Annotated in this window: 18 protein-coding genes; 6 read left to right on the top strand and 12 right to left on the bottom strand. The window is 61.2% G+C overall.

Features of this window, described 5'->3' with window-relative positions; translation table 11 throughout:
* Positions 1–45 precede the first annotated feature (45 nt).
* Entirely contained in the window at positions 46–2445 is a 2400-nt protein-coding gene (locus FHS84_RS16130; RefSeq protein WP_166936205.1) for a TonB-dependent receptor, read from the top strand.
* On the opposite strand, the gene hutH is transcribed toward FHS84_RS16130, so the two are convergent.
* From hutH to hutI, 3 genes are read right to left on the bottom strand one after another with little or no spacing between them, the layout of a single operon-like run.
* Complete coding sequence (gene hutH, locus FHS84_RS16125) at positions 2442–3953, bottom strand: histidine ammonia-lyase (RefSeq protein WP_166936203.1); 1512 nt, start codon at positions 3951–3953, stop codon at positions 2442–2444. The genes FHS84_RS16130 and hutH overlap by 4 nt on opposite strands.
* Positions 3950–5617, bottom strand: coding sequence for a urocanate hydratase (hutU, locus tag FHS84_RS16120; protein ID WP_166936201.1), 1668 nt, complete (start codon positions 5615–5617; stop codon positions 3950–3952). Before hutU ends, hutH begins: the two co-directional genes overlap by 4 nt.
* Positions 5614–6819 carry an imidazolonepropionase gene (hutI, locus tag FHS84_RS16115; protein ID WP_166936199.1) on the bottom strand — a complete coding sequence of 402 codons (1206 nt, stop codon included), beginning with the start codon at positions 6817–6819 and terminating at the stop codon, positions 5614–5616. The genes hutU and hutI overlap by 4 nt, the downstream gene beginning before the upstream one ends.
* A gap of 66 nt (positions 6820–6885) precedes the next feature.
* Between hutI and FHS84_RS16110 the strand changes: the two genes are divergently transcribed.
* The 3 genes from FHS84_RS16110 (at position 6886) to FHS84_RS16100 (ending at position 9774) form a co-directional block, all read left to right on the top strand.
* Positions 6886–7815, top strand: coding sequence for an arginase family protein (locus FHS84_RS16110; protein WP_208393916.1), 930 nt, complete (start codon positions 6886–6888; stop codon positions 7813–7815).
* A gap of 70 nt (positions 7816–7885) precedes the next feature.
* Complete coding sequence (locus tag FHS84_RS16105; RefSeq protein ID WP_166936197.1) at positions 7886–8107, top strand: DUF3185 domain-containing protein; 222 nt, start codon at positions 7886–7888, stop codon at positions 8105–8107.
* A 149-nt stretch (positions 8108–8256) separates the two neighbouring features.
* Positions 8257–9774 (top strand): MFS transporter, encoded by a 1518-nt coding sequence (locus tag FHS84_RS16100; RefSeq protein ID WP_166936195.1) that lies wholly within the window; start codon positions 8257–8259, stop codon positions 9772–9774.
* Here FHS84_RS16100 and FHS84_RS16095 read toward each other — a convergent pair whose 3' ends face one another.
* From FHS84_RS16095 to FHS84_RS16070, 6 genes are all read right to left on the bottom strand, one after another.
* Positions 9775–10827 carry a LacI family DNA-binding transcriptional regulator gene (locus tag FHS84_RS16095; protein WP_166936193.1) on the bottom strand — a complete coding sequence of 351 codons (1053 nt, stop codon included), beginning with the start codon at positions 10825–10827 and terminating at the stop codon, positions 9775–9777. It abuts the gene before it with no gap.
* 95 nt (positions 10828–10922) lie between these two features.
* Entirely contained in the window at positions 10923–11780 is an 858-nt protein-coding gene (locus tag FHS84_RS16090; RefSeq protein ID WP_166936191.1) for an alpha/beta hydrolase, read from the bottom strand.
* Positions 11781–11812: 32 nt separating this feature from the next.
* Positions 11813–14134, bottom strand: coding sequence for a family 65 glycosyl hydrolase domain-containing protein (locus FHS84_RS16085; protein ID WP_166936189.1), 2322 nt, complete (start codon positions 14132–14134; stop codon positions 11813–11815).
* Entirely contained in the window at positions 14131–14817 is a 687-nt protein-coding gene (gene pgmB / locus FHS84_RS16080) for a beta-phosphoglucomutase (protein WP_166936188.1), read from the bottom strand. The genes FHS84_RS16085 and pgmB overlap by 4 nt, the downstream gene beginning before the upstream one ends.
* Positions 14814–16640, bottom strand: coding sequence for an alpha-amylase family glycosyl hydrolase (locus FHS84_RS16075; protein ID WP_208393915.1), 1827 nt, complete (start codon positions 16638–16640; stop codon positions 14814–14816). Before FHS84_RS16075 ends, pgmB begins: the two co-directional genes overlap by 4 nt.
* Before the next feature lie 92 nt (positions 16641–16732).
* A complete protein-coding gene (locus FHS84_RS16070) occupies positions 16733–19594 on the bottom strand; it encodes a TonB-dependent receptor (protein ID WP_166936184.1) in 2862 nt (953 codons plus the stop codon).
* A gap of 393 nt (positions 19595–19987) precedes the next feature.
* Here FHS84_RS16070 and FHS84_RS16065 point away from each other — a divergent pair, with 393 nt between their 5' ends.
* A complete protein-coding gene (locus FHS84_RS16065) occupies positions 19988–20953 on the top strand; it encodes a bile acid:sodium symporter family protein (RefSeq protein WP_166936182.1) in 966 nt (321 codons plus the stop codon).
* 6 nt (positions 20954–20959) lie between these two features.
* Here FHS84_RS16065 and FHS84_RS16060 read toward each other — a convergent pair whose 3' ends face one another.
* Positions 20960–21889, bottom strand: a complete 930-nt coding sequence (locus tag FHS84_RS16060) for a class I SAM-dependent methyltransferase (protein WP_166936180.1) — start codon at positions 21887–21889, stop codon at positions 20960–20962.
* Positions 21890–22043: 154 nt separating this feature from the next.
* Here FHS84_RS16060 and FHS84_RS16055 point away from each other — a divergent pair, with 154 nt between their 5' ends.
* Positions 22044–23228, top strand: coding sequence for a glycosyltransferase (locus FHS84_RS16055; RefSeq protein ID WP_166936178.1), 1185 nt, complete (start codon positions 22044–22046; stop codon positions 23226–23228).
* Here the strand turns inward: FHS84_RS16055 and FHS84_RS16050 are convergent.
* Together FHS84_RS16050 and FHS84_RS16045 are read right to left on the bottom strand one after the other, a co-directional pair.
* Positions 23225–24037: a galactosyltransferase Lgt5 gene (locus FHS84_RS16050; RefSeq protein WP_166936176.1), complete on the bottom strand. Its 813-nt coding sequence runs from the start codon at positions 24035–24037 to the stop codon at positions 23225–23227. The genes FHS84_RS16055 and FHS84_RS16050 overlap by 4 nt on opposite strands.
* Complete coding sequence (locus FHS84_RS16045; protein ID WP_166936174.1) at positions 24018–25496, bottom strand: oligosaccharide flippase family protein; 1479 nt, start codon at positions 25494–25496, stop codon at positions 24018–24020. Before FHS84_RS16045 ends, FHS84_RS16050 begins: the two co-directional genes overlap by 20 nt.
* Between the last annotated feature and the right edge of the window lie 2 nt (positions 25497–25498).

Genomic DNA, 25498 nt, shown 5'->3' with positions numbered 1-25498 from the left:
GGGATTCGTCTACCCCGGCGCGCCACAACCAAGGGGGCCTGGTTCATGCATTTCATCCGTAAGCCGCACAATTTGGCTTCAGCCTTGCTGGCGACGACAATGCTCGCCGGAATGCCGGCCATCGCCCAAGAGGTCGCGCAAGCCGGCCTCGAGACGGTGACGGTTAGCGCCCAGAAATTGGGCGAGCAGGATTTGCAGAAAGTGCCGGTCTCCATCGCGGTGCTCGACAATCAGAGACTCGAAGACCTTCATGTCAGCGATTTCCGCGATTTCGTCCGCTTCCTGCCGTCGGTGTCGTTCACCGCGGGCGGCCAGGGTTCGAGCGGCGGTCCGGGCCAGGGCAACATTTCGATGCGCGGCGTCACCAACGGTGCCGACGGCAACCACTCCGGCCCGCTGCCGACTGTCGGTATGTATCTCGATGAAATTCCGATCACCACGATCGGCGGCAATCTCGATGTGCCGACCTACGATCTCGCCCGCGTCGAAGCACTCGCCGGGCCGCAAGGCACGCTGTTCGGCGCTTCGTCGGAGGCCGGCACCATCCGCCTCCTCACCAACCAGCCCGATCCGGCCAAGTTCGCCGCCGGTTACGAGATCGAAGGCAATAAGGTCGATGCCGGCGGCTTCGGTTACGGCTTGCGCGGCTTCGTCAATATTCCCATCGACGAACACATGGCGATCCGCATCGTGGCCTGGGACGAACGCGACGCCGGCTATATCGACAATGTGCGCGCCACTCGCACCTATGCCTCCGCCGGCGTTACGATCGACAACGCGGCCTTGGCCAAGAAGGACTACAACGACACCAGCAAACTCGGCGCGCGCGCCGCGCTCGGCATCGACCTCGACGAAAACTGGACCGTGACCGCGAGCGTTATCGGCCAACTCGAAAAATCGAACGGCATCGGCGGTTTCGATCCCGCGGTCGGCGATCTCAAAGTTCACCACTTCTATCCCGAATTCGCCAAGGATCATTGGTATCAGGCGGCGCTCACCGTCACCGGTAAGATCGGCAATCTCGACCTCACCTACGCCACGGGGTATATGGACCGCCGCGGTGGCGGCGCGTCCGACTACACCGACTATGCCTTCTGGTACGACCAGCTCGGGCTGACCTTCACCGACAACGACGGCAATCTCGTCGACCCGTCGCAGCGAATTCTGTTCAAGGACCAGTTCACCAAATGGTCGAACGAACTGCGTTTGGCCTCGCCGTCGACGGATCGTTTGCGGTTCGTGGTCGGGCTGTTCCACGAATCCCAGACCCACAACATCCTGCAGAACTACGTCATCGACGCGCTCGGCACCGACTTTTCCGTTCCCGGATGGCCGCACACGATCTGGCTGACGGAGCAGCAACGCAAAGACCGCGATCTCGCCGCGTTCACCCAGGTTTCCTACGACATCCTGCCGGACTTGACGCTCACAGCGGGCGTTCGCGTATTCGACGCCACCAACAAGCTGGAAGGCTTTTTCGGCCTGCAGTCCTACTATAATCCAATTCTCTGCCAAGACATGTCGAAGCCCTCACGTTTCGGCGGCCCCTGCACCAATGTGAACAAGCACGTCTACGAATGGGGCGAAACACACAAGTTCAATCTGCAATGGCAGATCGACGATGCCGACATGGTCTACGCCACGTACTCGACCGGCTTCCGCCCCGGCGGCATCAATCGCGTCGCTCAGCTGCCGAACTACAACTCCGACAGTCTCGACAATTTCGAGATCGGCTGGAAGACGAGCTGGTTCAACAACAGCCTGCGCTGGAACGGCGCCGCCTATTGGGAAAACTGGAACAAGTTCCAGTTCGCTTTTTTGGGGCTGAACTCGCTGACCCAGATTGCCAACGCCGGCGCGGCGCGCATCCAGGGCGTCGAGTCCGACGTGACATGGCAGCCGCTCGACGGGCTCACATTGACCGGCTCGGGAGCCTACAATTACGCGCGGCTGACCAAGGTTTATTGCGGCGACCTCGATCCGGTCACCGGCGCGCTCGACACAACGTGCCCGAATGCGACCTACCCTTACCCGCCGGCGGCGCCGAAAGGCTCATTGCTGCCGTCTACCCCGCGCTTCAAGGGCAATCTCACCGGCCGTTACGAATTTGCCGTCTACGACGTCAAGGCGCATCTGCAGGGTTCGCTGGTCTATCAGACCAAGGCCTATCCCGATCTTCGCGTCCAGGCGCCGAGCCCGTGGGACGGCTCTCTCAAACCGATCCGCCAGATGCTCGGACTCATGCCGGCGTTTGCCACCTTCGATCTCACCACCGGCATCGAAAAGGACAACTGGTCGATCGAAGTGGGCGCGCAGAACCTGTTCGACGAGCGCGGCCAGATCTATCGCTACGCCTATTGTACGACGCAGGTTTGCGGCTTCGAGCCCTACATCCTGCCGACCAAGCCGCGATTCTTCTCCGTCACCGTTAGTCAGAAGTTCTAGAATATCTCTCCCGCCAGCGCCCGGAACGCGCCCGATTGGACGTGCCGGGTGATGGCTTCGATATCGGGCGCGAAATAACGGTCGCGTTCGTAGGGCCGCACCAGGGCGCGGATTTCCTGCGCCGCCCGTTCGAGTTTGGAGGAGCTGCGCAGCGGCCGGCGGAAGTCGAGGCCCTGGCAGGCGGCGAGAAGTTCGATCGCCACCACCGACGCCGCGTTCTCCGCCATATCGAGCAGACGGCGCGCGCCGTGCGTTGCCATCGAAACATGGTCTTCCTGATTGGCGCTGGTGGGCACCGTGTCGACCGATGCCGGATGGGAATGCATGCGATTTTCCGCCACCAGCGCGGCCGCCGTCACCTGGGCGATCATGAAGCCGGAATTGAGGCCGGACTCTTTGACCAGAAACGCTGGCAGTCCGCTCATCTTGGGATCGACCAGAATGGCCGTGCGCCGCTCCGAGATATTGCCGATCTCGCACAGGCCGAGCGCGATCTGGTCGGCGGCGAGCGCCACCGGTTCGGCGTGGAAATTGCCGCCCGACACCACCGAGCCGTCATCGAGTACCAGCGGATTGTCGGTAACGCCCGAGGCTTCGATCTGCAGCGTCTTCGCGGCGGCGCGCAGCACGTCGAGCACGGCGCCCATCACCTGCGGCTGACAGCGGAAGGAGTACGGGTCTTGCACCTTGCCGTCATCACCGGGGGCGCGATGCGAATCGCGGATTTCCGAGCCTTGCATCAAGCCCCGCAGCATGGCCGCGACCGCGATCTGCCCCGGCTGGCCGCGCAAGGCATGAATGCGGGCGTCGAACGGCGTGTCGGAACCCTTGAAGGCGTCGGTCGACATCGCCCCGGCGACGATAGCCGCGGTGAAAACCTTCTCGGTCTCGAACAGACCGGCCAATGCAATGGCAGTCGAAACCTGGGTACCGTTGAGAAGTGCGAGACCTTCCTTCGGCCCCAGCGTGATCGGTTGAAGTCCCGCTTTGGCCAACGCTTCGACGGCCGACACCTCTTTGCCGCCGACACGGGCCGAGCCGATGCCGAGCAGAACGCCGGACATATGCGCCAATGGGGCCAGATCGCCCGATGCTCCGACGGAGCCTTTGGACGGGATGCAGGGATAGACCTCTGCTTCGACCAAACGCGCCAGCGCCGCCACGGTCTCGCGCCGCACACCGGAGGCCCCGCGCGACAGCGATGCGATTTTCAAGGTGAGGATCAGCCGCACGATCTCATCGGAAAGCAGCGGGCCGACGCCGCAGGAGTGCGACAGCACCAGATTGCGCTGCAAGGCGACCAGATCGTCGTCGGCAATTTCGGTGTTGGCCAGAAGCCCGAACCCGGTGTTGACGCCATAGACCGTAGCGCCAGACCGGATCACGTCGGCAATGACCTTGGCGCCGCGGTCGATGCGCGCAAACGCATCGAGTGTGAACTCCAGCTTGGGAGGTGACTCATAGATGTCGCGCAAATCGCCAAACGCCAGCGGTTCACCGATTTTCATGAATTCTCTCCAAGGGAAGGGAGGTTGAGATGGGCCGCATGCGCGGCATCGATTGCTGTGTCGTAGCCGGCATCGGCATGGCGCATCACCCCGGTCGCCGGATCGTTCCACAACACCGTTGCGAGTTTCTCGGCCGCTTCGGGCGTGCCGTCGGCGACGATCACAACCCCGGCATGTTGCGAAAAGCCCATGCCGACCCCGCCGCCGTGATGGATCGAGACCCAGCTCGCGCCGGAGGCCGTGTTCAGAAGCGCATTGAGCAGCGGCCAGTCGGATACGGCGTCGGAGCCGTCGCGCATCGCTTCCGTTTCCCGGTTCGGGCTCGCCACCGATCCCGAATCCAGATGATCGCGGCCGATCACGATCGGCGCCTTGAGTTCGCCCTTGGCTACCATGTCGTTGAATTTGAGCCCCGCCCGATGACGTTCGCCCAATCCGAGCCAGCAGATGCGCGCCGGCAAACCCTGGAAGCTGATCCTGGTCTTGGCCATGTCGAGCCAGCGATGCAGATGCGCATTGTCGGGGAACAGTTGCTTCACGGCTTCGTCGGTGCGGAAGATGTCTTCCGGATCGCCCGACAACGCCGCCCAGCGGAACGGACCGATGCCGCGGCAGAACAAGGGACGGATATAAGCCGGCACGAATCCGGGGAAGCCAAATGCGTCGGCGACGCCCTCGTCTTTCGCCACTTGGCGGATGTTATTGCCGTAGTCGAACGTCGGAATGCCTTGCGCGGCAAACGCCAGCATCGCCTCGACATGCTTGGCGATGGATTGGCGCGCCGCGGCAGCGACGGCTTCCGGCTCCTTGGCGCGACGGTCTTCCCATTCGGCCAGCGTCCAGCCTTCCGGCAGATAGCCGTTGGCCGGATCATGCGCGCTGGTCTGGTCGGTCACCGCATCGGGCTTGATGCCGCGGCGGACGAGTTCCGGCAGCACCTCAGCGGCGTTGCCGACAAGGCCGACCGACAAAGGCTCTTTGGCCCACACCGATTTGGCGATCAACCGCAGCGCTTCATCGAGATTATCGGTTGCGACATCGAGATATTTGGTTTCGAGACGCTTCTCAATCCGGCTCCGCTGGCATTCGATCGCCAGCATCGAAGCCCCGGCCATCGTCGCCGCCAAAGGCTGCGCGCCGCCCATGCCGCCAAGCCCGGCAGTGAGAATCCAGCGGCCGGAAAGATCGCCGCCGTAATGGCGCCGGCCCATTTCGGCAAAAGTCTCGTAAGTGCCTTGCACGATGCCCTGGCTGCCGATGTAGATCCACGACCCGGCCGTCATCTGGCCGTACATCATCAGACCTTTCTTATCGAGCTCACGAAAATGCTCCCAAGTCGCCCAATGCGGCACCAGATTGGAATTGGCGATCAAGACACGGGGGCTGCGAGCATGCGTGCGGAACACGCCAACCGGCTTGCCCGATTGCACCAGCAGCGTCTCGTCAGGCTCGAGCGCGCGCAGCGTCTCGACAATGTAATCGAACGCTTGCCAGGAGCGCGCGGCGCGGCCGATGCCGCCATAGACGACCAAATCCTGCGGCCGTTCGGCGACTTCGGGATCGAGATTATTCATCAGCATCCGCAAGGCCGCTTCGGCTTCCCAGGTCTTGCAGGTGCGTTCGCAACCGCGCGGCGCGCGAATGATGCGGGCGTTGGTGGTCATGGCAGGTCTCCGTCCGGCTGGCCGCGGAAAATGCGTCCGATGAGATGTCCGTTTTCCGGCGACAAGGCCGTCGGATCGGGAATGTCCCAAATGGCGAGATCGGCAGATTTTCCGGCCGCCAGACTGCCGGTCTCCGCCGCAAGCCCCAAGGCACGCGCGGCATTGATCGTCATCCCCATAAGCGCTTCTTGCGGCGAAAGACCAAAGACTTCGCAAGCAACCTCTTTGAGTCGCAACGGGGAATGCATCGGCGAGGTGCCGGGGTTGCAGTCGGTCGCGATGGCTATCGGTACATGCGCTCGCCGCAAGGCCTCGATCGGCGGCAGATGGGTATCGCCGAGATGATGATAGGCATAGGGCAGCAACACGGCCACGGTCCCGGCCTCCGCCATCGCGACAACGCCCGCCGCGCTCAGGTGCTCGAGATGGTCGGCCGAGAGTGCGCGATGGCGCGCCGCCAAGGCGCCGCCGCCCATATCCGAACGCTGGTCGGCATGCAGCTTCACTTTGAGGCCGTGCGCCGCGGCCGCCGCAAAAATGCATTCCGTTTCGTCCGGCGTAAATGCAATGGCTTCACAGAAGACATCCACCGCTTCAGCCAGCCGTTCGCGTGCCACGGCAGGAATCATCTCTTCGCAAACCAATCGAACATAGGCATCGCGATTTCCGGCGAATTCCGGCGGCAAGGCATGGGCTCCGAGCAAGGTCCGGCAGACGCGCATCGGCACCACTTTACCCACACGGCCGGCCACGCGCAGCATCTTCAACTCGTTGCCGAGGTCGAGGCCGTAACCCGACTTGATCTCGATGGTGGTGACGCCTTCGCGCGCCATCGCCCGCGCGCGCGCCACAGTCAAATCGGTGAGCGTCTCTGCATTAGCCGCCCGTGTGTCGCGCACCGTCGCCATGATGCCGCCGCCGGACCGGGCGATGTCCTCGTAGCTCATGCCGTCTGCCCGCATGCGGCGCTCGCGGTCCCGGTTACCGGCATAGACAAGATGCGTATGGCAATCGACGAACCCCGGCAGCACCCAGGCCCCGCCCAGCCGGTGTACCGAACGGGCGAGATCACCGGCCGGCAGATCGCAGCGCGGTCCGACATAGGTCAAACGTTCGCCGGCAATGCCGATGGCGGCGTCGTCGATGACGCCGGCCGAATCCATGGTGGCGGTGCGGCAGTCGGTGAGTAAGATGTCCCACATCGCTGGTAATCCCGTCGGAGCCGGCCACGATACAGATTGCACGCCGGGAAACGAGGATAATCTTCCATGCCCGAAAGCCCCGCAACGATGATGGAAATGTCCGAAAACAAACGCTGGCATTCTGTTCGTGACTTGCTGGGCACGAAAGCGGACGCCGCCGTCGCTCTGGTGGGGGCACCGCTGGGGCGCGAATCGATCACCCCCGGCCACTGCGATCTGGCTCCCCAGGTTTTGCGCGAAGCCTTGCGGCGCATGAGCGTCTACGACCTCGAGACCGGAACCGATCTCAAGGACGTCGCGGTGTTCGACACCGGCGACGTCGCCGTGAGCGATCTCAAGCCCGCGGAAGCCTTCGAGCCGATCAAGGCCGCAGTCGCGGCACAAGCCGGGCGCGGATTGACGATTCTGGCGGGCGGCAACAATGCCGTCACCCGGCCGGGCGTTCACGGACTTGATCGGACGCTCGCGCAGGTCGGACTGATGACGCTCGATGCCCATTTCGATCTGCGCGACACGGACGGTGGTCTCAATAATGGCAACCCGATTGCGGCACTGCTGGAAGACGGATTGCCGGGCGACCATATCAGCCAGATCGGGCTCCTGCCCTTCGCCAATACCGCCAAGGCGCACGATAAGGCCAAACGCGCCGGAATTTCCGTCCGCACCGCCGGCGATTGCCGGCGCCAGGGCTTCGTTGCGGTCGTCGCAGCAGAACTCGAGCGACTCGCCGGCTTGTGCGATGCGATCTATGTCGATTTCGATATCGATGTGATCGACCGGGCTCAGATGCCCGCCGCGCCGGGCGCACGTCCGGGCGGCATTGCCGTACACGATTTCTTCGCCGCCGCCCGTCTCATTGCCGCCCATCCGAAAGTCCGCGTCGTCGATCTGGCGGAGTTCGACCCCAGCCTCGATGTCGCCGCCATCGGCGCTCTGACGGCGGCACGCTGGTTTGCCGAACTTCTCGCCGGCTTCTCGGAACGGCAAGTTCCCTGAGCCCCCTCCCGCGGAACGGGAACCGGAGCAGCGCGTTCCTTTCCGGACCTGAACGAGCGGAGAGGATTGCATGCGAGACATGGTGGTGGTCGGAGTCTTGCTGGCGGTATTGGGCCTGGGGACACTGATTTTCGGGCAGATCCGCTATACCGAGACCGAGCCGGTAGTGAAGGCCGGGCCGATCCAGATCGACAAGAAGGAAAGCCATGTCATTTCGCTGCCAACCGTGGGCGGAGTGGTACTCCTGATCGCTGGATTGGGCTTCGTCTTCGTCGGCATGCGCCGGAACTGACCTTCCCGGTTGGCGGCTGAAACAGGCCTCGCAGGCGAGATTCCGCCTGGGGTGGGGCAACATACGTATGCATGCCGGCCTGTTGCGATTGCCGCCGGCAGGCACAGGGCTATCATCCGGGCCGGGAAGAAACGGCTCAGAGAACAGATATGGCCAGCCTCAGCGCGGCGCCGGTTACCAAGAAACCGAGCGTTACCTTTTTTGCCATTTGGAACATGTGTTTCGGATTCCTCGGCCTGCAATTCGGGCTGGGCCTGCAAAACGCGAACGTCAGTCGCATTTTCCAGACTTTGGGCGCCAAGATCGACGACATCCCAATCCTCTGGATCGCCGCGCCTTTGACCGGTTTGTTGGTGCAACCATTGGTCGGCTATCTGTCGGACCGGACGTGGACCCGCCTCGGTCGGCGCAGGCCCTATCTCCTCGTCGGAGCTCTCTTGTCTTCGGCAGCTCTTCTGATCATGCCGATGTCGCCGGCGTTGTGGGTGGCGGCGGTGATGCTTTGGATTCTGGACGCGTCCATCAACACCTCGATGCAGCCGTTCCGCGCCTTTGTCGGCGACCAGCTACCGCTTCGCCAGCGCCCGGCCGGATATGCGATGCAGAGTTTCTTCATCGGCGTCGGAGCGGTGGTGGCAAGCGCGCTGCCATGGCTGTTCGAGCATATCGGCATTTCCAACACGGCACAGGCCGGCATCGTGCCCGATACCGTGCGCTACTCCTTCTTCCTCGGTGCGATCGTCCTGTTCGTGGCCGTGCTTTGGACCGTGATCTCCACCCATGAATACCCTCCCGAGCAGCTCGAAGCCTTTGACGACGCCTCTCCCGAACTTCCCCCAGCCGGAGCTCCCAAGCGCGGCTGGGGCGCTTTCTGGCTCGTCGTCGGTGTCGCCGGATTCGCCGTCATGCATCAATTTGCGGGCGCATTCGAAAAGACCCACGGCTTCCCGCTCGACAAGCAGCTGTATCTGCTTTGGGCCGGTGCGTTCGTGTGGGGCGCGGCGCTTCTGTTGCAACGGCCGGGCGAGCCGAAGGGCCTGTTCGGCACCATCATGCGCAATATCGAGACCATGCCAGACAGCATGCGTAAGTTGGCGCCGGTCCAGTTCTTCTCATGGCTGGCGCTGTTCGCGATGTGGATCTACACTACGGGCGGTGTGACCGAGAGCTTCTTCCACTCGAAGGATGCGACCTCGGCGGCTTACAATGAAGGCGCCAACTGGGTCGGCATTCTGTTTGCGGCCTATAACGGCTTTGCCGCGCTGGCCTCCATCATCGTTCCGTGGATCGCAAGAAAGCTAGGTTTGCGCTGGACGCATCTCATCAATGTCTGGCTCGGCGGCTTCGGTCTCTTGTCTTTCCTCTTCATCCACGATCCCGACTGGCTCATCGCCTCGATGCTGGGCGTCGGCTTCGCGTGGGCCTCGATCCTGTCACTGCCCTACGCCATCGTTTCGGACAGCGTGCCGGCCAAGACGATGGGCGTTTATATGGGGATCTTCAATTTCTTCATCGTCATCCCGCAGCTGGTGGCCGCCAGCGTACTCGGCTTCGTCCTGAAGTTCGCTTTCCACGGCCAGCCGATCTACGCGCTGGCAGTGGGCGGCGTCAGTTTCCTGATCTCGGGATTGCTGGTGCTGCGGCTGCCGAAGGAAAAGAAGGCCTGATTATCGCTTGGCGCCGCAGGAACGCCGTACGATCAACTTGGCGGGGAGAACCAAACTCTCCGCCGGCTCGCCCGATACCAGCTTCAGGAGCGTTTCGACCAGCTTTTCGCCGGCGAGCGAAGTGTCCTGGGCCATGGTGGTGAGCGGCGGGTTGACGAGGCTTGCGGCGGCGATGTCATCGAAACCGGTCAACGACACATCGCGCGGCACGTCGATGCCGGCGTCGCGCAGCCAGTGCAACGCGCCGGCAGCGATGAGATCGCTGGCGGCAACGATACCGTCGAACTGAAAACCGCTGCCGATCAGCCGGGCCGCAGCGGCCATACCCGATTCTTCGGAACTGATGGCATCGATCTGCGGACCGGGCTCGAGCCCCGCCGCGGCCATGGACGACAGGAAGCCACGGTAGCGCTCGGAGAATTCGGGATAATGGTTGGAGGCGTCGCCCAGGAAGGCGATCTGGCGGCGCCCCAAACCGATCAGATGTTCGGTGATTGTCCGTCCGCCTTGGAAATTGTCGCTGCCGATGGAAAGACCAGGCTGTCCGTCTTCCACCGCGCCCCAACGAACAAAGCGCGTGCCCTGCGCCACCAATTGTTCGAGATGCGGCCGGTAATCGACGTAATCGCCATAGCCCAGAAGGATCAACCCGTCGGCCTTGCCGGAATCCTCATAATCTTCGTTCCAATCCTGGGCGAAACGCTGGAACGAGATGAGCAGGTCGAAGCTGCGTTTGGCGCAGGCTCGCGTGATCGACCCCAGCATGGACAGGAAGAAGGGATTGATCTGCGACGGATCGGGACTCGGATCCTCGAAGAACAGGACCGCGATAGTGTTCGAGCGCTGGCGGCGGAGATTGGAGGCGTTCTTGTCGACCTTGTACTTGAGCTCGCGCGCGATCGCCTCGATCTTGCGGCGCGTCTCCTCGTTGACATTGGGATCGCCCCGCAGGGCGCGCGACACCGTCGATTGCGAAACACCGGCGCGATAGGCAATGTCGAACGACGTCGGCCGCTCGTGCGCGCGCAGCTTGTCGTCGCTTCCGCCTTCCATAGGGAGCCCTCCAACCCCAAGTATCGCATATCTATGGGGCAGAGTAGCAATACGCACAATCGCGGGGACGCCACACAACCACACAAAAACTACGGTCAATGACCGCCGAGCAAGAAAATCAGTGATTCGCCCAGCCGTTCCCGCCAGGCATCCTCGTTGTGGTCTGCTCCGGGATAGGTTTTGGAGACATAATCCACGCCAAGCTTCCACCCTTTGCCCACCAACAGCGCATCGATGCGCGCTTGGTAAGGGTCATAGTGGGCGTCCAGACCGATTGTTCCATGGTCGAACCAGAGGCGCCCCGGCTTCAAGTTCTTATCCCGTAGATAGTTCTCATAGGCGGAGAAAAGTTGCTCGGTCGGGGCCGCCGGGCCCGGCGCTGCCATCAGCCAATGCGTCGACAGGCACCCAGCGCCGCCGAAAATCTCGGGATGTTCGGCAAAGGCATAGAGCGAAATCAGGCCGCCCATGCTGGAGCCCATCACGAATGTCGAAGCCCGATCACCCCGCGTCCGGAAACGGGCATCGACGATCGGCTTCAGTTCATTCACCAGGAAGCGAAGATAGGCGTCGGAATAAGGCGGAGCCGTCATCACCTGCCGCTGCACGGCCGGATCGAGGCGGCCGAAGGCGGCTTGCGGGTAATACTGGCGGGCACGTTCGGGGCCTTTGTGATCGATCCCGACGATGATGACGGGAGGAATCTTGCCGGCAGCGATCAGTTCCGCGGCAACGGTGTCTGCACCCCAGACGTGGCGGTTCCAGGAGGTGGCGCGCTCCGCGCCATCGAAGAGATTCTGTCCGTCTTGCATATACAGGACGGGATAGCGTTCGGTCGAAGTCTGATAGCCGGGCGGCAGCCAGACGGTGACCACCATCGGACCGGCGCCCTCAGCCGACATCATCTCGGGCGCCAGCAACGTTCCCGGTGCGGCCTCGGCTGCGGCGATCATCAACAGATAGGCCAGCCAGCGCCACATCGCGGTCAGGCCCGCGCCAAATGGCTCTGCTCGCGGGCCAGTTTGAGCACGGTACCCGGCGCGAGAGTGCAATCCTTGCCCCAAACGGCGATCGTGACCGGCTCGACGCCGCGATAGAGAATCTGAACGCCATCGCGCGTCACCGAGACCTCGACTGGCTGATCCTTCCACAGAAGACGGAAGGCATAGCGTTTCCAACCGGAGGGAATCTGCGGGTTGAGCGTCAGCTTGCCGTCCACAACCCGCTTGCCGCCGAAACCTTCGATGATAGCCAGCCACGAGCCGCCCATCGACGTGATGTGCAACCCTTCATCGACTTCGTGGTTGTAGTCGTCGAGATCCAGTCGCGAGGTCCTGAGGTATAGAGCGTGAGCCTTGTCCATCATGCCGAGTCGAGCGGCGAGCACCGCGTGGATACACGGCGATAGCGACGATTCGTGGACCGTGCGCGCTTCGTAGAAATCGAAATGGCGCTGCAAGGTTTCGCGGTCGTATTGCTCCTCGAACAGGTACATGCCCTGTAGGGTGTCGGCCTGCTTGATGAAGGGGGACCGCAGAATGCGGTCCCAGCTCCAGTGCTGGTTGATCGGCCGCTCCGCGGGATCGATATCCTCTGTGGTAAGCGGTTCCTTGTCGAGATAGCCGTCCTGCTGAAGGAAGATGCGGCGCACGGGATCGTAGGGGAAATACATGCCGGCACTAATGGCCGTCCACAGCGTGGTTTCGCCGGCCCGATCGAGATGCGTTTCCGCAACGATCTCCGCAAGACGTCGCGGCGCGGTCTTTTCGACTATTGCTATGGCTTCGCGCGCATAGTCCAGGCACCAGCACGCGACCTTGTTGGTGTACCAGTTATTGTTGACGTTGTTCTCGTACTCGTTGGGACCGGTGACACCGAGAATGACGTACTTGCCCTTTTCCTGCGAGAACGTGGCGCGCTGGGCCCAGAAACGGGCGATACCGATCAGCACTTTGAGACCGTAATCGGCCAGATAAGCAGTATCGCCGGTGTGACGGACGTAATTGTAAATCGCGAACGCGATGGCGCCGTTGCGGTGGATCTCCTCGAAGGTGATCTCCCACTCGTTATGGCATTCCTCGCCGTTCATGGTGACCATGGGATAGAGCGCAGCACCGTTCCTGAAGCCCAGCTTTTCCGCGTTCTCGATCGCCTTGGCGAGGTGCTTGTAGCGGTAAATGAGAAGGTTCTTCGTCACTCTCGACGGCGCCGTCGAGACGTAGAACGGAATGCAAAACGCCTCGGTGTCCCAATAGGTCGAGCCGCCGTATTTCTCGCCCGTGAAGCCCTTGGGACCGATGTTGAGCCGCTCGTCTTCGCCGGTATAGGTCTGGTTCAGGTGGAATATGTTGAAGCGAATGCCCTGCTGCGCCGCCACGTCGCCTTCGATGACGATGTCGGCATGGCTCCAGATGTCGGCCCACTTGGCAGCATGTTCGGCGAACAACATGTCGAAGCCGACGGTCTCGGCAGACACCGCGACATCGCGTGCCACGCTTTTCAACTTCTCTTTGTCGTGATCTTCGGACGTCACCACGGCAACGTATTTGGTCAGCGTCGCGCTTTCGCCTTCCGCCAGCGAAACCGCATACTTTCCGGCGACATAACCGTCGCCTTCGACGCGATCGTGGTTCGCCGTTGCCGCACCCGCCTCGAACGCGAGCCGCATCGCCAGTCCCACGCGGAAGTCGAGCTTGCGGGTCTGAGCCAGAACAAAGCCCGCGTCAGGCTCGGTTTCGGTATCGAGAATATTCCAGAAATGTTCGTCGTAATTGGAGTCGCGGTTCACGACATTGCCGTCAATGCCGGCGACGAGGGCGAGCGCGACCGGCGAGAGCGCAGTGACGCGATAGCGCACGACCCCGACTTCGGGGCGCGCCATGGAGACGAAACGCTGAGCCTCGACCTTGATCTTTCCTCCGCCGACTTCAGCGACGAAGCTACGGCTGAGGAGCCCATGCTTCATGTCAAGCACGCGGCGGAACTTTTCGACCGGGCCGGTGAAGAGGTCGAGCTCAGCGCCGTTCACCGTCACGTCCACGCCGATCCAGCTCGGCGCATTCAACACCTTGGCGAAGTATTCGGGGTATCCGTTTTTCCACCAGCCGACGCGTGTCTTGTCGGGATAATAGATACCGGCGATGTAGCTGCCCTGCAGCGAAGGGCCCGAGTAGCGCTCCTCAAAGTTGGCGCGCTGTCCCATATGACCGTTGCCGATGGCAAACAGGCTTTCGCTCGCTTCGTGCCGTTCGGGATCGAAGCCTTCCTCGATCACCGACCATTCGTCGCATACCGCTTTGCTCTTCATGGCTTCGCCACCGTGTTTTTGTTCTTTTCGGCCCACACTGCGCGCAATTCCTCCAGCGACAGTTCGCCCAGACCAGGCACCACCAAGTCGGCCTTTTTGAGAACGGCCGGATCGCCGATGCCGATTGCCAGCATGCAGCCTGCATGGGCGGCTTCGATTCCAGCTTCGGCGTCCTCGAATACGGCACAGGACGCAGGCGGAATCCCGAGTTCGCTGGCACAGGTGAGAAAGACTTCCGGATCGGGCTTGGTGTGGGTGACCCTGTTGCCGTCGACCACAACGTCGAAGAGCGACGCGATCTTGAGGAGTTCGACGATCACTGCCGCATTGCGCGAAGCCGTCGCAAGCGCAGTCTTGTATCCGGCACTGCGGCACTCCGTGAGAAAACGTTCGGCGCCGGGCAGGATTTCCGCCGGCGTCATCTTCATCACATAACTGAGATAGACCGCGTTCTTCTTTTCGGCGAGAGCAACCTTCGTCGCCGTATCGAGCCCAAGCCCTCCGACTTCGAGAAGAATTTCCAGCGAACGAGTGCGCGACACGCCCTTCAGGCGCTCATTGTCCTTTTCGGTGAATTCGAATCCCAACTCCCGCGCGATCTGACGCCAGGCGATGAAATGATACTTCGCGGTGTCGACGATGACGCCATCGAGATCGAACAAACAGGCAGACAAACCACTCATGGAGTACCCGAACAAATCACATAGTCGAGGGGTTGCAGCGAGACATGATAACTGCCCGGCGCGCTCGGTGTGGAGGCGCAAATTCCGTGCAAGGGCGCGAACTTCCGTGACTTCGTGTCAACTTCGACCAGAGCCTCTACCGGCTGCACCGAAGTATTATAGGCAATCAGGATTTCCCTGCCCGTCACGGGATCGATGCGCGATATGGCAAACAGCCCCGGTTTCTCGGAATAAGCCCGCACGATTTGTCGACCGTGGCGCAATGCGGGTTGCTCTGCACGCAGACGGGCAAGCTCCCGGACGGAGCGATAGATCGGGTGGTCCATGGTGAAGCTCGACGTCACCGTGGTTCGATTGGTGCCCACCAGAGGTGTTTCGTTGTATTCCTTGACCTTGGACGGAAACATGTCGGCGCGCGCGCTCATGTCGTTGCCGACGCCGGCAAAGCCCTGCTCGTCGCCGTAATAGATAGTGGGAACGCCGCGCATGGTGAACATCATCGCGTGCGCCAGCGTCACGCGTTTCAGGATCTCGTCGTCGCTTGCCTGAGGGAATGCGGTACGCGCAAACCAAGCCACCCGCCCCTGGTCGTGGTTCGAAACGAAGGTAGGATGTGTGAGCGCCGCCGCGGCACCGCCTTCGTAAAGACTGTCATCGGCGAACACACGCGCCAGCAGGTCTGTACCGGCCGAGCCGGCGATCACATGCTTGACGGCCTTGGCAAAGCCGAAATCGAGCACCGACGGGAGCTTATCCTCGCGAGTGTGACGCGCCAGTTCGGCGACATCGGGTTCATCCATGGCGATTTCGCCGAAGATGTGAAAATTGGGGATTCCGTCGGCCTTGGCCCGCTCCTGCATCGCCGGAATGAAGGTCCGCCAGAATTCGGAATTGACGTGCTTTTCCGTATCGATGCGGAATCCGTCGATGCGATACTTGTCGATCCAGGCGGCGAAGATATCGACCATCCCGCGCACGACGCGCGGATTTTCGGTCATCAGATCGTCCAGCCCGGAAAAGTCGCCCATCGTCGAGCTCTCGCCGGAGAACGTCGAATTACCGCGATTGTGGTAATAGATCGGGTCGTTCAGCCAGTCCGGTGTTTTGGCGTGTTCCTCGCCTTTCGGAACATAGGGCGTATAGGCGAAGTTAGGATTCGTCAGACGTGCGAAGTTTGCTTCGGTCTGGACGTCATCGCCGAGAAAGCCGTCATTGATCGGCGCGCCGCGAACACCGCCGGCGCGGCCATAGGGATAATCGGCCCGCGAGCGGTACGGACAGTCGAGCTGACGCGGACATTCCTTGTATTGAATGACATCGGCGGTGTGGTTGAGGACGATGTCCATGTAGAACTTCATGCCGCGCGCGTGGACGGCATCGACCAGCGCCTTGAACTCTTTATCGGTGCCGAAATGCGGATCGACGTGGGTGAAATCCGTAATCCAATAGCCGTGATAACCGGCCGATTCCTGGCCGGAATCGCCCTGCACCGGCTTGTTCTTGAAGACCGGGGCAAGCCACACAGCGGTGGCACCAAGCGATTGGATATAATCCAGGCGCTTCATCACGCCCTTGAAATCGCCGCCGTTATAAAAGCCCTTCGAGGCCGGATCGAAACCGGTCTTGAGGCGATCGCCCTTGAGCCCACCGCGATCGTTCGCGGTGTCGCCGTTCTCGAAACGGTCGGGCAGAAGGAAATAGATGACCTCGTCCGTGGCCGGGCGCGCACGCGTAGCCTCAAGCGCAGGCGGCTCCGCGGCGACGGGGTAGGACAGAGAAGTGACGGTGAGCGCGGCAAACGCCAGCGGCGCGAGGTTCCGCATTTTCATTCTCCCGGCTGCCGCCATGTCTAGATATTCTTGAAAAGAGGCCCTCGCCGGCACTTCCGTCCGGCGAGGGTACGTCGTCACATCGATCAGTTCAGCTTGTAGGTGAGACTGAGCTGATAGGTCGTGCCATAGCGCCACCAGTCAAGAACCTGGCGCGAGTCGTTGACGTCGCTGACAAACTGGTACTGGGTCTGCCGCTCGTTCAACAGATTGTCGGCCTGCAAGTTGATCGACAATCCGTTCATCGCACCTTCTCCAAAGGTGTAGCCGAGTTGTGCACCCAGCCAGCCCTGCTCTTTAAACTCGTTCCGGCGGTAGCTGTTATCGAACTGCTTTATCTCGCTGTAGAACTTCGAGCGATAATTATAGTTCAACCGCGCCGAGAATCCGCTCCGTTCGAAGTACACCGTGGCATTGTAGACGAACTTCGACAAACCCGGCAGCGGCGTCGCCGGACCCGAATTCGAAACGCCCTTAATACTGCTGTCGGTGTAGGACATGTTCGCCGTGGCACCGAACCCTTCGAGCCAGTCGGAGATCATGCCGCCGGAAAGAGCGCCGCTTATCTCCATGCCGGTGATCATACCGCCGCTTCCGTTCCGGTCCTGGGTAACGATACCTTGCCAGAGATGCGGGGTCGGATCGACGACGGTGGTGTCGTAGGCATAACCCGTAAAGTCATATAGCGACTTATCCTGGTAGATGTACGACTCGAGATTTTTGTAGAAGCCGGCCACCGCCATATAGGTATCCCGGCTGAAGTAGTATTCGTAGGAAACGTCCACGGCATCCGCGATCCACGGCTTCAACTTGGGATTTCCCGTCGTGCCGCTCCAGGGCGAGTGCTCCAGGTCGGTCGCGTATCTGTTTGCCGCCGTGTAGGTATAAGAATTGACATAGACCATCTGGTCCATACGGGCCCGCACGAGTTCGCGCGCAGCGCCAAGACGGATCTTGCTACGGTCATTGAGTTCGAAGGCGAGGTTCAAGCTCGGCAGGACCTCGCCATACTCGGTTCCACCAGACTGCGGGATGGAACCGGTGTTGTCGACCCGGTAACCGTTCGACGTCTGATGGGTCATGACGAATTGCAAACCGACATTACCCGTTAACGTATGATCGGCAAGCATCGTGTCGATATCGGCCTTGGCATAGCCGGTATAGACGATTTCGTTCACTTGATACCCCTTGGTGTAGATCCAGGGGCCGGTTTTTTCACTCTGCGTGTAGAAGCCACTATTAAAGAGCGCTTCGGGATTCCAGGCGGCAAAACGAGGTATACCGAAATAGCTGAGCCCGCTGGAAACACCGGTGCGGAATTTGTCCGGAATAGAAGTGGCTGTCTGCACGTAGCCCACACCGCTGCCGCCATGAGCCGCCATGTACGCCGCCACGGCGTTCACGTTGCTGGTCGTCGTAAGATAGTTTTCGTTTGCCCACTTCGTCTTCGAGCGGTTGGTGTAGTAAAGACCGAGCGTGAGATTCTTGAAGAAGCCCGCGCCCAAATCACGCTGCACTTCGCCCTTTAGCGTGAACATGTGATCGTGGACCCAGTCATACTTGAGGTAGCCCTCTTGTCCGATGGGTACGTTGCGGACCGGGCCGCTCCAGGATTGGGGTGATGTCGCCTGCATGTTGGCATAATCGCCGTAGTCCAACGTCGGCGTGACATGCATGACATTGTCGCCGTCGATGGTGAACGACATCGGATCGACAGCTCCTGCACCGGGATAGTAGCCATAGGGCGGGTCTACTGGATGAAGAGGATCACCGTATCCCGCGACGCCCGTGCCGGCATATTCCTCGAGAAAGCGTTCATGGCGCTGCGCGCTGGAGTAACCCGCATCGAGCGTCGCTGTCCACGGACCTTGGTTGTAGGTCGTTTTCCAGCCGATCGCGAACAGATCGTTATTCGTCCGGTCCGCTTCCTCGCGGCCGACCTGCTTCACGCCAGGAGTGAACGTGCCGGAAGTGAGATACCCGTCCGTGACCTTCGCGCCCGCAAGCACATCCTGACCGCCCCAGGCATACAAGGGGGCTTCGACACGGGACAGCTGCCATTTGTCCTTATAGCGCGTAAAGAACAGGTCAAGAGAGCTTTCGAGGTTTTCATTCGGCCTGTACTGAATCGTGGCAATCGCTGCACTGCGCTTCAGGTCGTCGGTTACAGCGCTGAACTTCGCGCCGCCAACAGCGTAAGCGCTGCTCGGAACCACGCCGCCATTGCCCGTGGGGTAGCCCCACGAGCCATATTGATTGTAGGGAACCAGCGAGTCCATCAGCGCCACGCCGACCATCACGCCGAGCTTGCCGCCGGCAAACTGGTCGATGTAGGTGCCGCCGAGACGCCAGCCGTACTTTCCCGTGCCAGGATTCAATTCACCCAGCGAATTGGCCTCTCCGCGCATGTTCACAGAAAGGACCATGCCGTCGTGGTCGAGCGGACGGGTGGTGCGCATGTCGATAGTGCCGGATAGGCCGGCACCGACGAGGTCGGCGGAAGGGGTCTTGTAGATCACCACGCCGCTCATCAATTCGGCAGGGTACTGGTCGAACTGGACGCTGCGGTTGTCATTGGTCGAGACCTGCTCGCGGCCATTGAGAAGGGTCGTCGCAAAGTCCGCCGAAAGACCGCGAATCGCAATATCCTGAGCGCGGCCGTTGAGCCGCTGCGTGGCGATGCCGGGCAGACGCGAAATCGCCTCGCCGATCGACTGATCCGGCAGTTTGCCGATGTCTTCAGCCGACACCGCTTCGACGATCTGTGTCGACTCTTTCTTCAGCGCGATGGTGTTCTCGAGGCTAGCGCGGAAGCCCGTCACGGTGACGACTTCCGTACCGTCCTGCGCGAAGGCCCCACTGGTCGCGAGAACGAGGACGGCCAAACTCGTCGCTGTCGTTCCGAAGCCAGCGCGAATGGCAGCCGAGCGCGAAGTCTTCAATGTCATTGGAACCCTCCCAGTTATCCCCCTCGCAGAATCCGCGGCGGGACTTATTCCGTAACCGGGTCTTCCGGCTACTTGTTTCGGGCAGGAGGATTATCCGGAGTGATCTGGCTCTCAACCGCTTGCATACGTATTCATGGCTTCATTGTGGCATGAATACGAATGCCTGTGGCAGTTCTGCAGAGCCCTCCCGCACAATGGGATCGTCAAAGCGCATGCTGGCGCATCGTGGTTTGTACGTATCCGGACGTTCGCGTTCTTGATGATAACGCAATCATCCGACATTGCGTCGGCCGGCGCACTCTTTGAGGAATCGCCACCGCGTGACCGCGCCATGCGTCCTCGCGTTGTGACTGATTTGCCAAGCCTCCGAGATCCCCCTAGAAACCGGTAGCAATGAGATTTCCGCGACTTGATCCTTTCCTGACCGGTCTGCTCGCCACTGTGGTGTTGGCAAGCGTGCTGCCGTGCCAAGGGCGATTCGCTACGATTATGGCAGGGGTGACCGATGGCGGCATCGCATTGCTATTTTTCCTGCACGGCGCTCGACTGTCGCGAGCGGCAATTCTGAGTGGGATCGGGGCTTGGCGCATCCATCTCCTCGCCTTGGGCACGACCTTCTTGTTCTTCCCCGCGGTTGGCGTGGCCCTCCGAGTAGCCGGCCATGGCTGGCTCAATCCCGTCATTGCCGATGGCCTCTTGTTTCTTTGCCTGTTGCCCTCGACGGTCCAATCCTCAATTGCCTTCACGTCCATCGCGCGCGGCAACGTCCCGGCAGCGGTGTGCAGCGCCTCCGCCTCCAATGTCCTGGGAATTTTCCTGACCCCGGTCGCTGTCGGCGTCCTGCTCTTGCGCGGACCGGCGGGAGGATTTTCACTATCGTCCCTGGGCGCAATCGTGTTGCAGCTTCTTTTGCCGTTTGTCGTCGGACATCTGTCGCGACCACTCACGGCCGCCTTCATTGCGCGCCATAAGGCGGTAATCGGCAAGGTCGACCGCGGAACAATTCTTCTTGTCGTCTATACCGCCTTCAGCGCCGCTGTTATCGAAGGTCTGTGGACGCGTTACAGCATTTCCGATCTCGCACTCACGCTTGTGCTCAACGCAGTGATCCTTGCGGCGGCATTGGCATTCACGACCTTTGCGGCACGCCGGGCGGGACTGTCCACTGCCGATGAAACAGTGGTTGTTTTCTGCGGTTCGAAAAAGAGTCTGGCCTCCGGTGTGCCCATGGCGGGCGTGCTATTCCCACCCGCCTTACTCGGCCCGATGATCCTGCCGCTGATGCTATTTCATCAAATGCAGCTGATGGTTTGCGCCGTACTGGCGCAGCGTTACGCCGCGCAGAGCGGAAAAAACTAGCGCAGATCATCCGGCCGCCGTCCTTCTGACGTCGAGAGTGATGAAAAAGCCGTCCTCTTCGGAGATTTTTGGCGCCAGCGCCAAGGCGGCCAGCTTGCGGAAGTGCAATCGCTTCACTCGCCGCGCCAATCCCTCGAACTCAGGCCCGCTTTCCCGGCGTCCTGCATGGACCAGCAGGCTCTTGGCGACAAAACGCGGTTGGTAGGCTAGATCGGTGATGGCAAAGCCGCAGGCCTCCAAGAGGGGGCGAAGGCCTTTGGTCGTGAAATGAAACCGGTGATGCGGGAAATCGAGCGCGGCCCAGTAAGGTGCGAGCAGAGCCGCATCGCGGGCACCGAAGTTCGGTACGCAGATGGTCAAGACACCGTCGGGCTTCAGCAACGGCCGCAATGCCCGCAAGGTCGCGCGCGGATCATCGAGGTGCTCGAGGACGTTATCCATCGTGATCCAGTCGAACATCGCCTCGGAGAACTGTCCTTCAGGAGACCCGGCCCGGTATACGGCATGACCTTTGGTCCGGCAGGCGTCAATGGCGCCTTGGTCGATTTCGAGGCCGTAGGTGTTCCAACCGAGACTTTTCCAAATATCAAGCGAGGCGCCGGCGCCGCAGCCGACATCGAGGACGACACCGGTACGGCGCGGAGGCAGCATGGTAAGCCAGCGTCGCGCGATCGTGCGGCGGATCGTCAGGGGAATGTAGCTATGAAAGGCCCGCTTCAGGCGCAGACGCGAAGGATCGTAACCTTCCATCGAGTAGGAATAATACGTGTTGGCATATTCCCGTTCCAGCGATCGAATATCGACCGTGTAGCGCGTGCGGGCGATACCGCAGCCGTCACAAACCAGCGCTTCACCCGGAAGCGTGCGCCCATGTTCGTCGTAAAGCGGAAGCCGAACGGCGATGGTCGTACCGCCACATCCGGGGCAAGGATCCATCGTATCTGCCAAATGGCCGGGACTGGACATGGACAAGAAGCCTCGGAGATTTCGGGCGCTCAATATTGGACTTAAGTATCGAAGGGACGATACAGTATCCTTCCACGTCAAGTCAGTTGGAATACCGTCGCAAGGTTTTGCCAGGTTCGATCGCATGGACCGCCTCACACTCCTGTATTTCATTTCCGACGAGTTTCCGACCCATCGCCCGGACGTCACTTGCCTGTTCGGCAAATACCTCGCGCGTGAAGGCATCGGCTCCGATCTCGTCGCCCGAGGGGGCGAAGCAGGCAAGACCTACGACTGGCCTGCGGGGCAGCTTTTCCGGACACCGCGCTCGCCGAGCGGTATCGCGACCCATTTTGCCGCCTTTTGGGCCGACGTGAAGGCGTTGGCGCGATCATGGCGGCGATACGATGCCGTTCTGGTGCGCGATAAGATGTTGTTCGCCCCTCTGGCCCAGATACGGGCACGGCTGGCCGGCAAGCCGTTCTTCGTCTGGATGTCATTTCCTTATGCCGAATGGTCGAACGCCGCGGCCACGGGCCGGCACGGCATCGCCCGCCTCGTTCACGTCCTGCGTGGCCGGTTCGGCGCATGGCTCACCTACCGCCTCGTGCTGCCGCACGCCGACGCGGTTTTCGTTCAGTCCGACAAAATGCTGGAGGATATCGCCGCGCAGGGTGTTCCGAGGGCCGTCATGACCGCGGTGCCGATGTGCGTCGACCCCGAACGCTTCGCCGACCTTTCTAAGGCGACGCCCGGTCAGACGCGCGTTATCGGCTATCTGGGCGTATTCGATCGCATGCGCCAGGTCGAAGTACTGGTTCGGGCCCTCGCCAAACTTCGTTCCGATGGGCGCAATGTCGTTCTGAAGATCGTCGGCGACTCGACCGAAACCGCCGAACGACCGTGGCTACGGGAATTGATCGCAGCCTTGAGACTCGATGGGGCCGTCATCATCACCGGCTGGGTCTCCCCTGAAGCAGCAATCGCGCGGATGGCGGACGTCGAAATTGCCCTTTGCGCCATGCCTAACGACCCGGTTTTCTCGGTCGGTACACCGACCAAGCTGGTCGAATATCTGGCATTGGGAAAAGCGGTCGTGGCCAACACCCAGCCCGACCACGAAGCGGTGCTGAACGAGAGCGGCGCCGGATTATGCGTGCCGCTGACGGTCGAGGGTTATGCCGGAGCGATCGCGCAGTTGCTCGACGATGCAGCCCTGCTCGCATCCATGCGCGCGGCAGGCCGGCGCTATGTCCTCGACCGGCGCAATTACGCCAGTCTGGCGCACGATCTGGCGATCCAGTTAAGACGGCTGTGCGGGAAGACCTAAACCAAGAGCGCCGGCGGGCCGCCAAGCCCCTCCGCATCGACGCGCGCCAAAAGGCTCCCCGGTTCAGGATTGCCGCGGCCGCGAGTCATTTCGTTCCATAGATGGATCGCGCGCGTCTCCGGCCCGACATGCGCGGCGATATTCACTTGCGCTTTTTCCAGCAGGTCGAGACACGACCACGGCACGGGATAGAACACCTCCGGTGGCTGGGCTTGTGCCGCAAGGCCATGCACCTTCAGCAACCTCGCCAGTTCATAGGGACCGGTGATGCCCCATGGTGCCGTCGCAACCCAAGGAACGCCGTACAGCATCGCTTTGATCCGCGTGCGCAGCCACGCACCGGCATTCAGGCTACCCGGTCTCCGGGGTTTGCCTTCAAACAGCGCCAGCAACCCTGCGAGAACCGGGCTTTCGGACGGCAGCATCAGCACTGCTATGTTGATAACCTCGTCGTCTTCGCGACCGAAGATTGTGTCGCTATCGAAATCGATCGGCCGCACGGCGTAGACATCGCAATCCACCCAGAGGCAGCGGTGGCGCGATAGCAACTTGTAACGAAACCAGTCGGCAAAGATCGCAACCTGCCCGTTGCCGGTATGGCGAAAAATCTTATCGGCAGTAAGCACCAGATTTGCGTCGGCGGTTTCGACGCCCGCCGGCACGCCAGCGAGTTCGGCATAGGTATGCAACACCACTTTGTGCCCTAGCCGCGCGAACGATCTGAGACATCCGGCGGCGCGCGCCGGCAAATGCGGACCGATCCACAGAGCATGAATTTCCGGAAGCATGTCAGGCTCCACCACCGGCAAGGCGCCGTATCGTTCCTATCATATGCGCGCGCGCCGCGGCACCGAGTACCAGCCACAGGACACCATAGGCGGCGGCAAGACCACCGATGCCTTCCACCATCAAACGCATCAAAGGCGGCCAAGATGCCACGACAACACCGATGACCAGCGCCACCGCCAGTCCGGCGCCAGCTTCGAGTACCGCGGGTCCGGCAGACAGCACATGCTGGCGCACCGATACCTTAGCCACGCGGGAAACCAAGAAGAACGCCATGGGTGTCACCACTAGCATCCGCGATGCCACGCCAATTGCCGCCCCGGTCAGCCCGAATGCCGCACCAACGGTCGCCCCGACAACCGTAACAATTGCAGCGACGATGTTGAGATGCATGGCGTACTCGGGCTTTCCGGTGGCCAAGACCGTCGGATAGGCGAGACAAACGGCTGTCGTGCAAAGAGGAATAAAACACAAAGCCTGCAAAGGTGCCGCCGCTGCCGCCCACTTGGCACCGAACACCAGCGGGACGATCAGCGGGGCGACAGCAGCAAACACGGCAATCATAGGAGCGAAAAGGCGTGTCGAGCCCTCGTACATTCTGACATAGAAAGCGGAAAGCTCGTCCGAGCTGCGACGGGCCAACTCGGCGAAGTGAGAAATCGAAACCCGGCTGATTACCGCGATGAACAGCTCGATCATCACTTGAAAAATCCGCAGAGCAATCGAATAGAACCCAAGCGCCGAAGTGCCAAGAACGGCACCGACGATCAACGAATCCGCCCGCAAACTAACCGCTTCGAAGATCCAGCTTCCGAACACGGCAAGGGCATAGCGTATTGCCTCCTTGATGCGGCCGAAGGCAAATCCGATTCCCGGTCGCCAGCGTGCCGCCAGAAGAGTGAAGAATAGCGCACCCGCAGTCTCCAACACCTGCTTGATGACGAGACTCCAGATTCCGAGACCCGCGAGCGCACAGCCGATGCCAACCGCACCACCGACCGCGAATACTGCAAAGGAACGATACGCAAGTTGTTTAAAACCAAAACGGCGGCGCAGGATCGCCTCTGGTACCTTGGTCAATGCGCCAAGCGGAATGGCGAGCGTTAGCACCGCATTGATAGTGGCAGCATCAGTACGTCCGATGGCCGCGGGGGCCCACCATAACCCGCTGATTGCAATGGCCAACGCCAGTCCGATCCCAATCAGCCCTTGCAGGGTAAAAATCGTCACCTGCTGCAGACGAGTGGAATCGGCGCAGCGGACCAGCCACTCGCTCAGCGCGCCGTCAGCCGCCACCTGGAAGACGCCGATGATCGCCATCAGAAACGCGAGCGCGCCGATCTGGTCCGGCGCCAACAATCGCGTCAGGATGATGAAGACCGCCAGTGTCGTAAAACGCTCACCCCAGCTCCGGAGTGCCGACCAGCCGATATGGCTGAGCACTGCGCGGCTGGTCAGATGAGTTTGATCGCGCGGTTCCACGG

Origin of the sequence: Rhizomicrobium electricum, assembly GCF_011762045.1 — a bacterium.
Taxonomy (GTDB): domain Bacteria; phylum Pseudomonadota; class Alphaproteobacteria; order Micropepsales; family Micropepsaceae; genus Rhizomicrobium; species Rhizomicrobium electricum.
The sequence above is the reverse complement of the archived record's forward strand: the minus strand, read 5'-3'. Positions and strand labels throughout refer to the sequence as shown.

Coding starts and splice junctions, on each gene's coding strand:
- FHS84_RS16100 (WP_166936195.1), top strand. CDS start 8,257: ATGGCCAGCCTCAGCGCGGCGCCGGTTACCAAGAAACCGAGCGTTACC.
- FHS84_RS16090 (WP_166936191.1), bottom strand. CDS start 11,780: ATGATCGCCGCAGCCGAGGCCGCACCGGGAACGTTGCTGGCGCCCGAG.
- FHS84_RS16075 (WP_208393915.1), bottom strand. CDS start 16,640: ATGCGGAACCTCGCGCCGCTGGCGTTTGCCGCGCTCACCGTCACTTCT.
- FHS84_RS16070 (WP_166936184.1), bottom strand. CDS start 19,594: ATGACATTGAAGACTTCGCGCTCGGCTGCCATTCGCGCTGGCTTCGGA.
- FHS84_RS16065 (WP_166936182.1), top strand. CDS start 19,988: ATGAGATTTCCGCGACTTGATCCTTTCCTGACCGGTCTGCTCGCCACT.
- FHS84_RS16105 (WP_166936197.1), top strand. CDS start 7,886: ATGCGAGACATGGTGGTGGTCGGAGTCTTGCTGGCGGTATTGGGCCTG.
- pgmB (WP_166936188.1), bottom strand. CDS start 14,817: ATGAGTGGTTTGTCTGCCTGTTTGTTCGATCTCGATGGCGTCATCGTC.
- FHS84_RS16055 (WP_166936178.1), top strand. CDS start 22,044: ATGGACCGCCTCACACTCCTGTATTTCATTTCCGACGAGTTTCCGACC.
- FHS84_RS16060 (WP_166936180.1), bottom strand. CDS start 21,889: ATGGATCCTTGCCCCGGATGTGGCGGTACGACCATCGCCGTTCGGCTT.
- hutU (WP_166936201.1), bottom strand. CDS start 5,617: ATGACCACCAACGCCCGCATCATTCGCGCGCCGCGCGGTTGCGAACGC.
- FHS84_RS16110 (WP_208393916.1), top strand. CDS start 6,886: ATGCCCGAAAGCCCCGCAACGATGATGGAAATGTCCGAAAACAAACGC.
- FHS84_RS16130 (WP_166936205.1), top strand. CDS start 46: ATGCATTTCATCCGTAAGCCGCACAATTTGGCTTCAGCCTTGCTGGCG.
- FHS84_RS16085 (WP_166936189.1), bottom strand. CDS start 14,134: ATGAAGAGCAAAGCGGTATGCGACGAATGGTCGGTGATCGAGGAAGGC.
- hutH (WP_166936203.1), bottom strand. CDS start 3,953: ATGAAAATCGGTGAACCGCTGGCGTTTGGCGATTTGCGCGACATCTAT.
- FHS84_RS16095 (WP_166936193.1), bottom strand. CDS start 10,827: ATGGAAGGCGGAAGCGACGACAAGCTGCGCGCGCACGAGCGGCCGACG.
- hutI (WP_166936199.1), bottom strand. CDS start 6,819: ATGTGGGACATCTTACTCACCGACTGCCGCACCGCCACCATGGATTCG.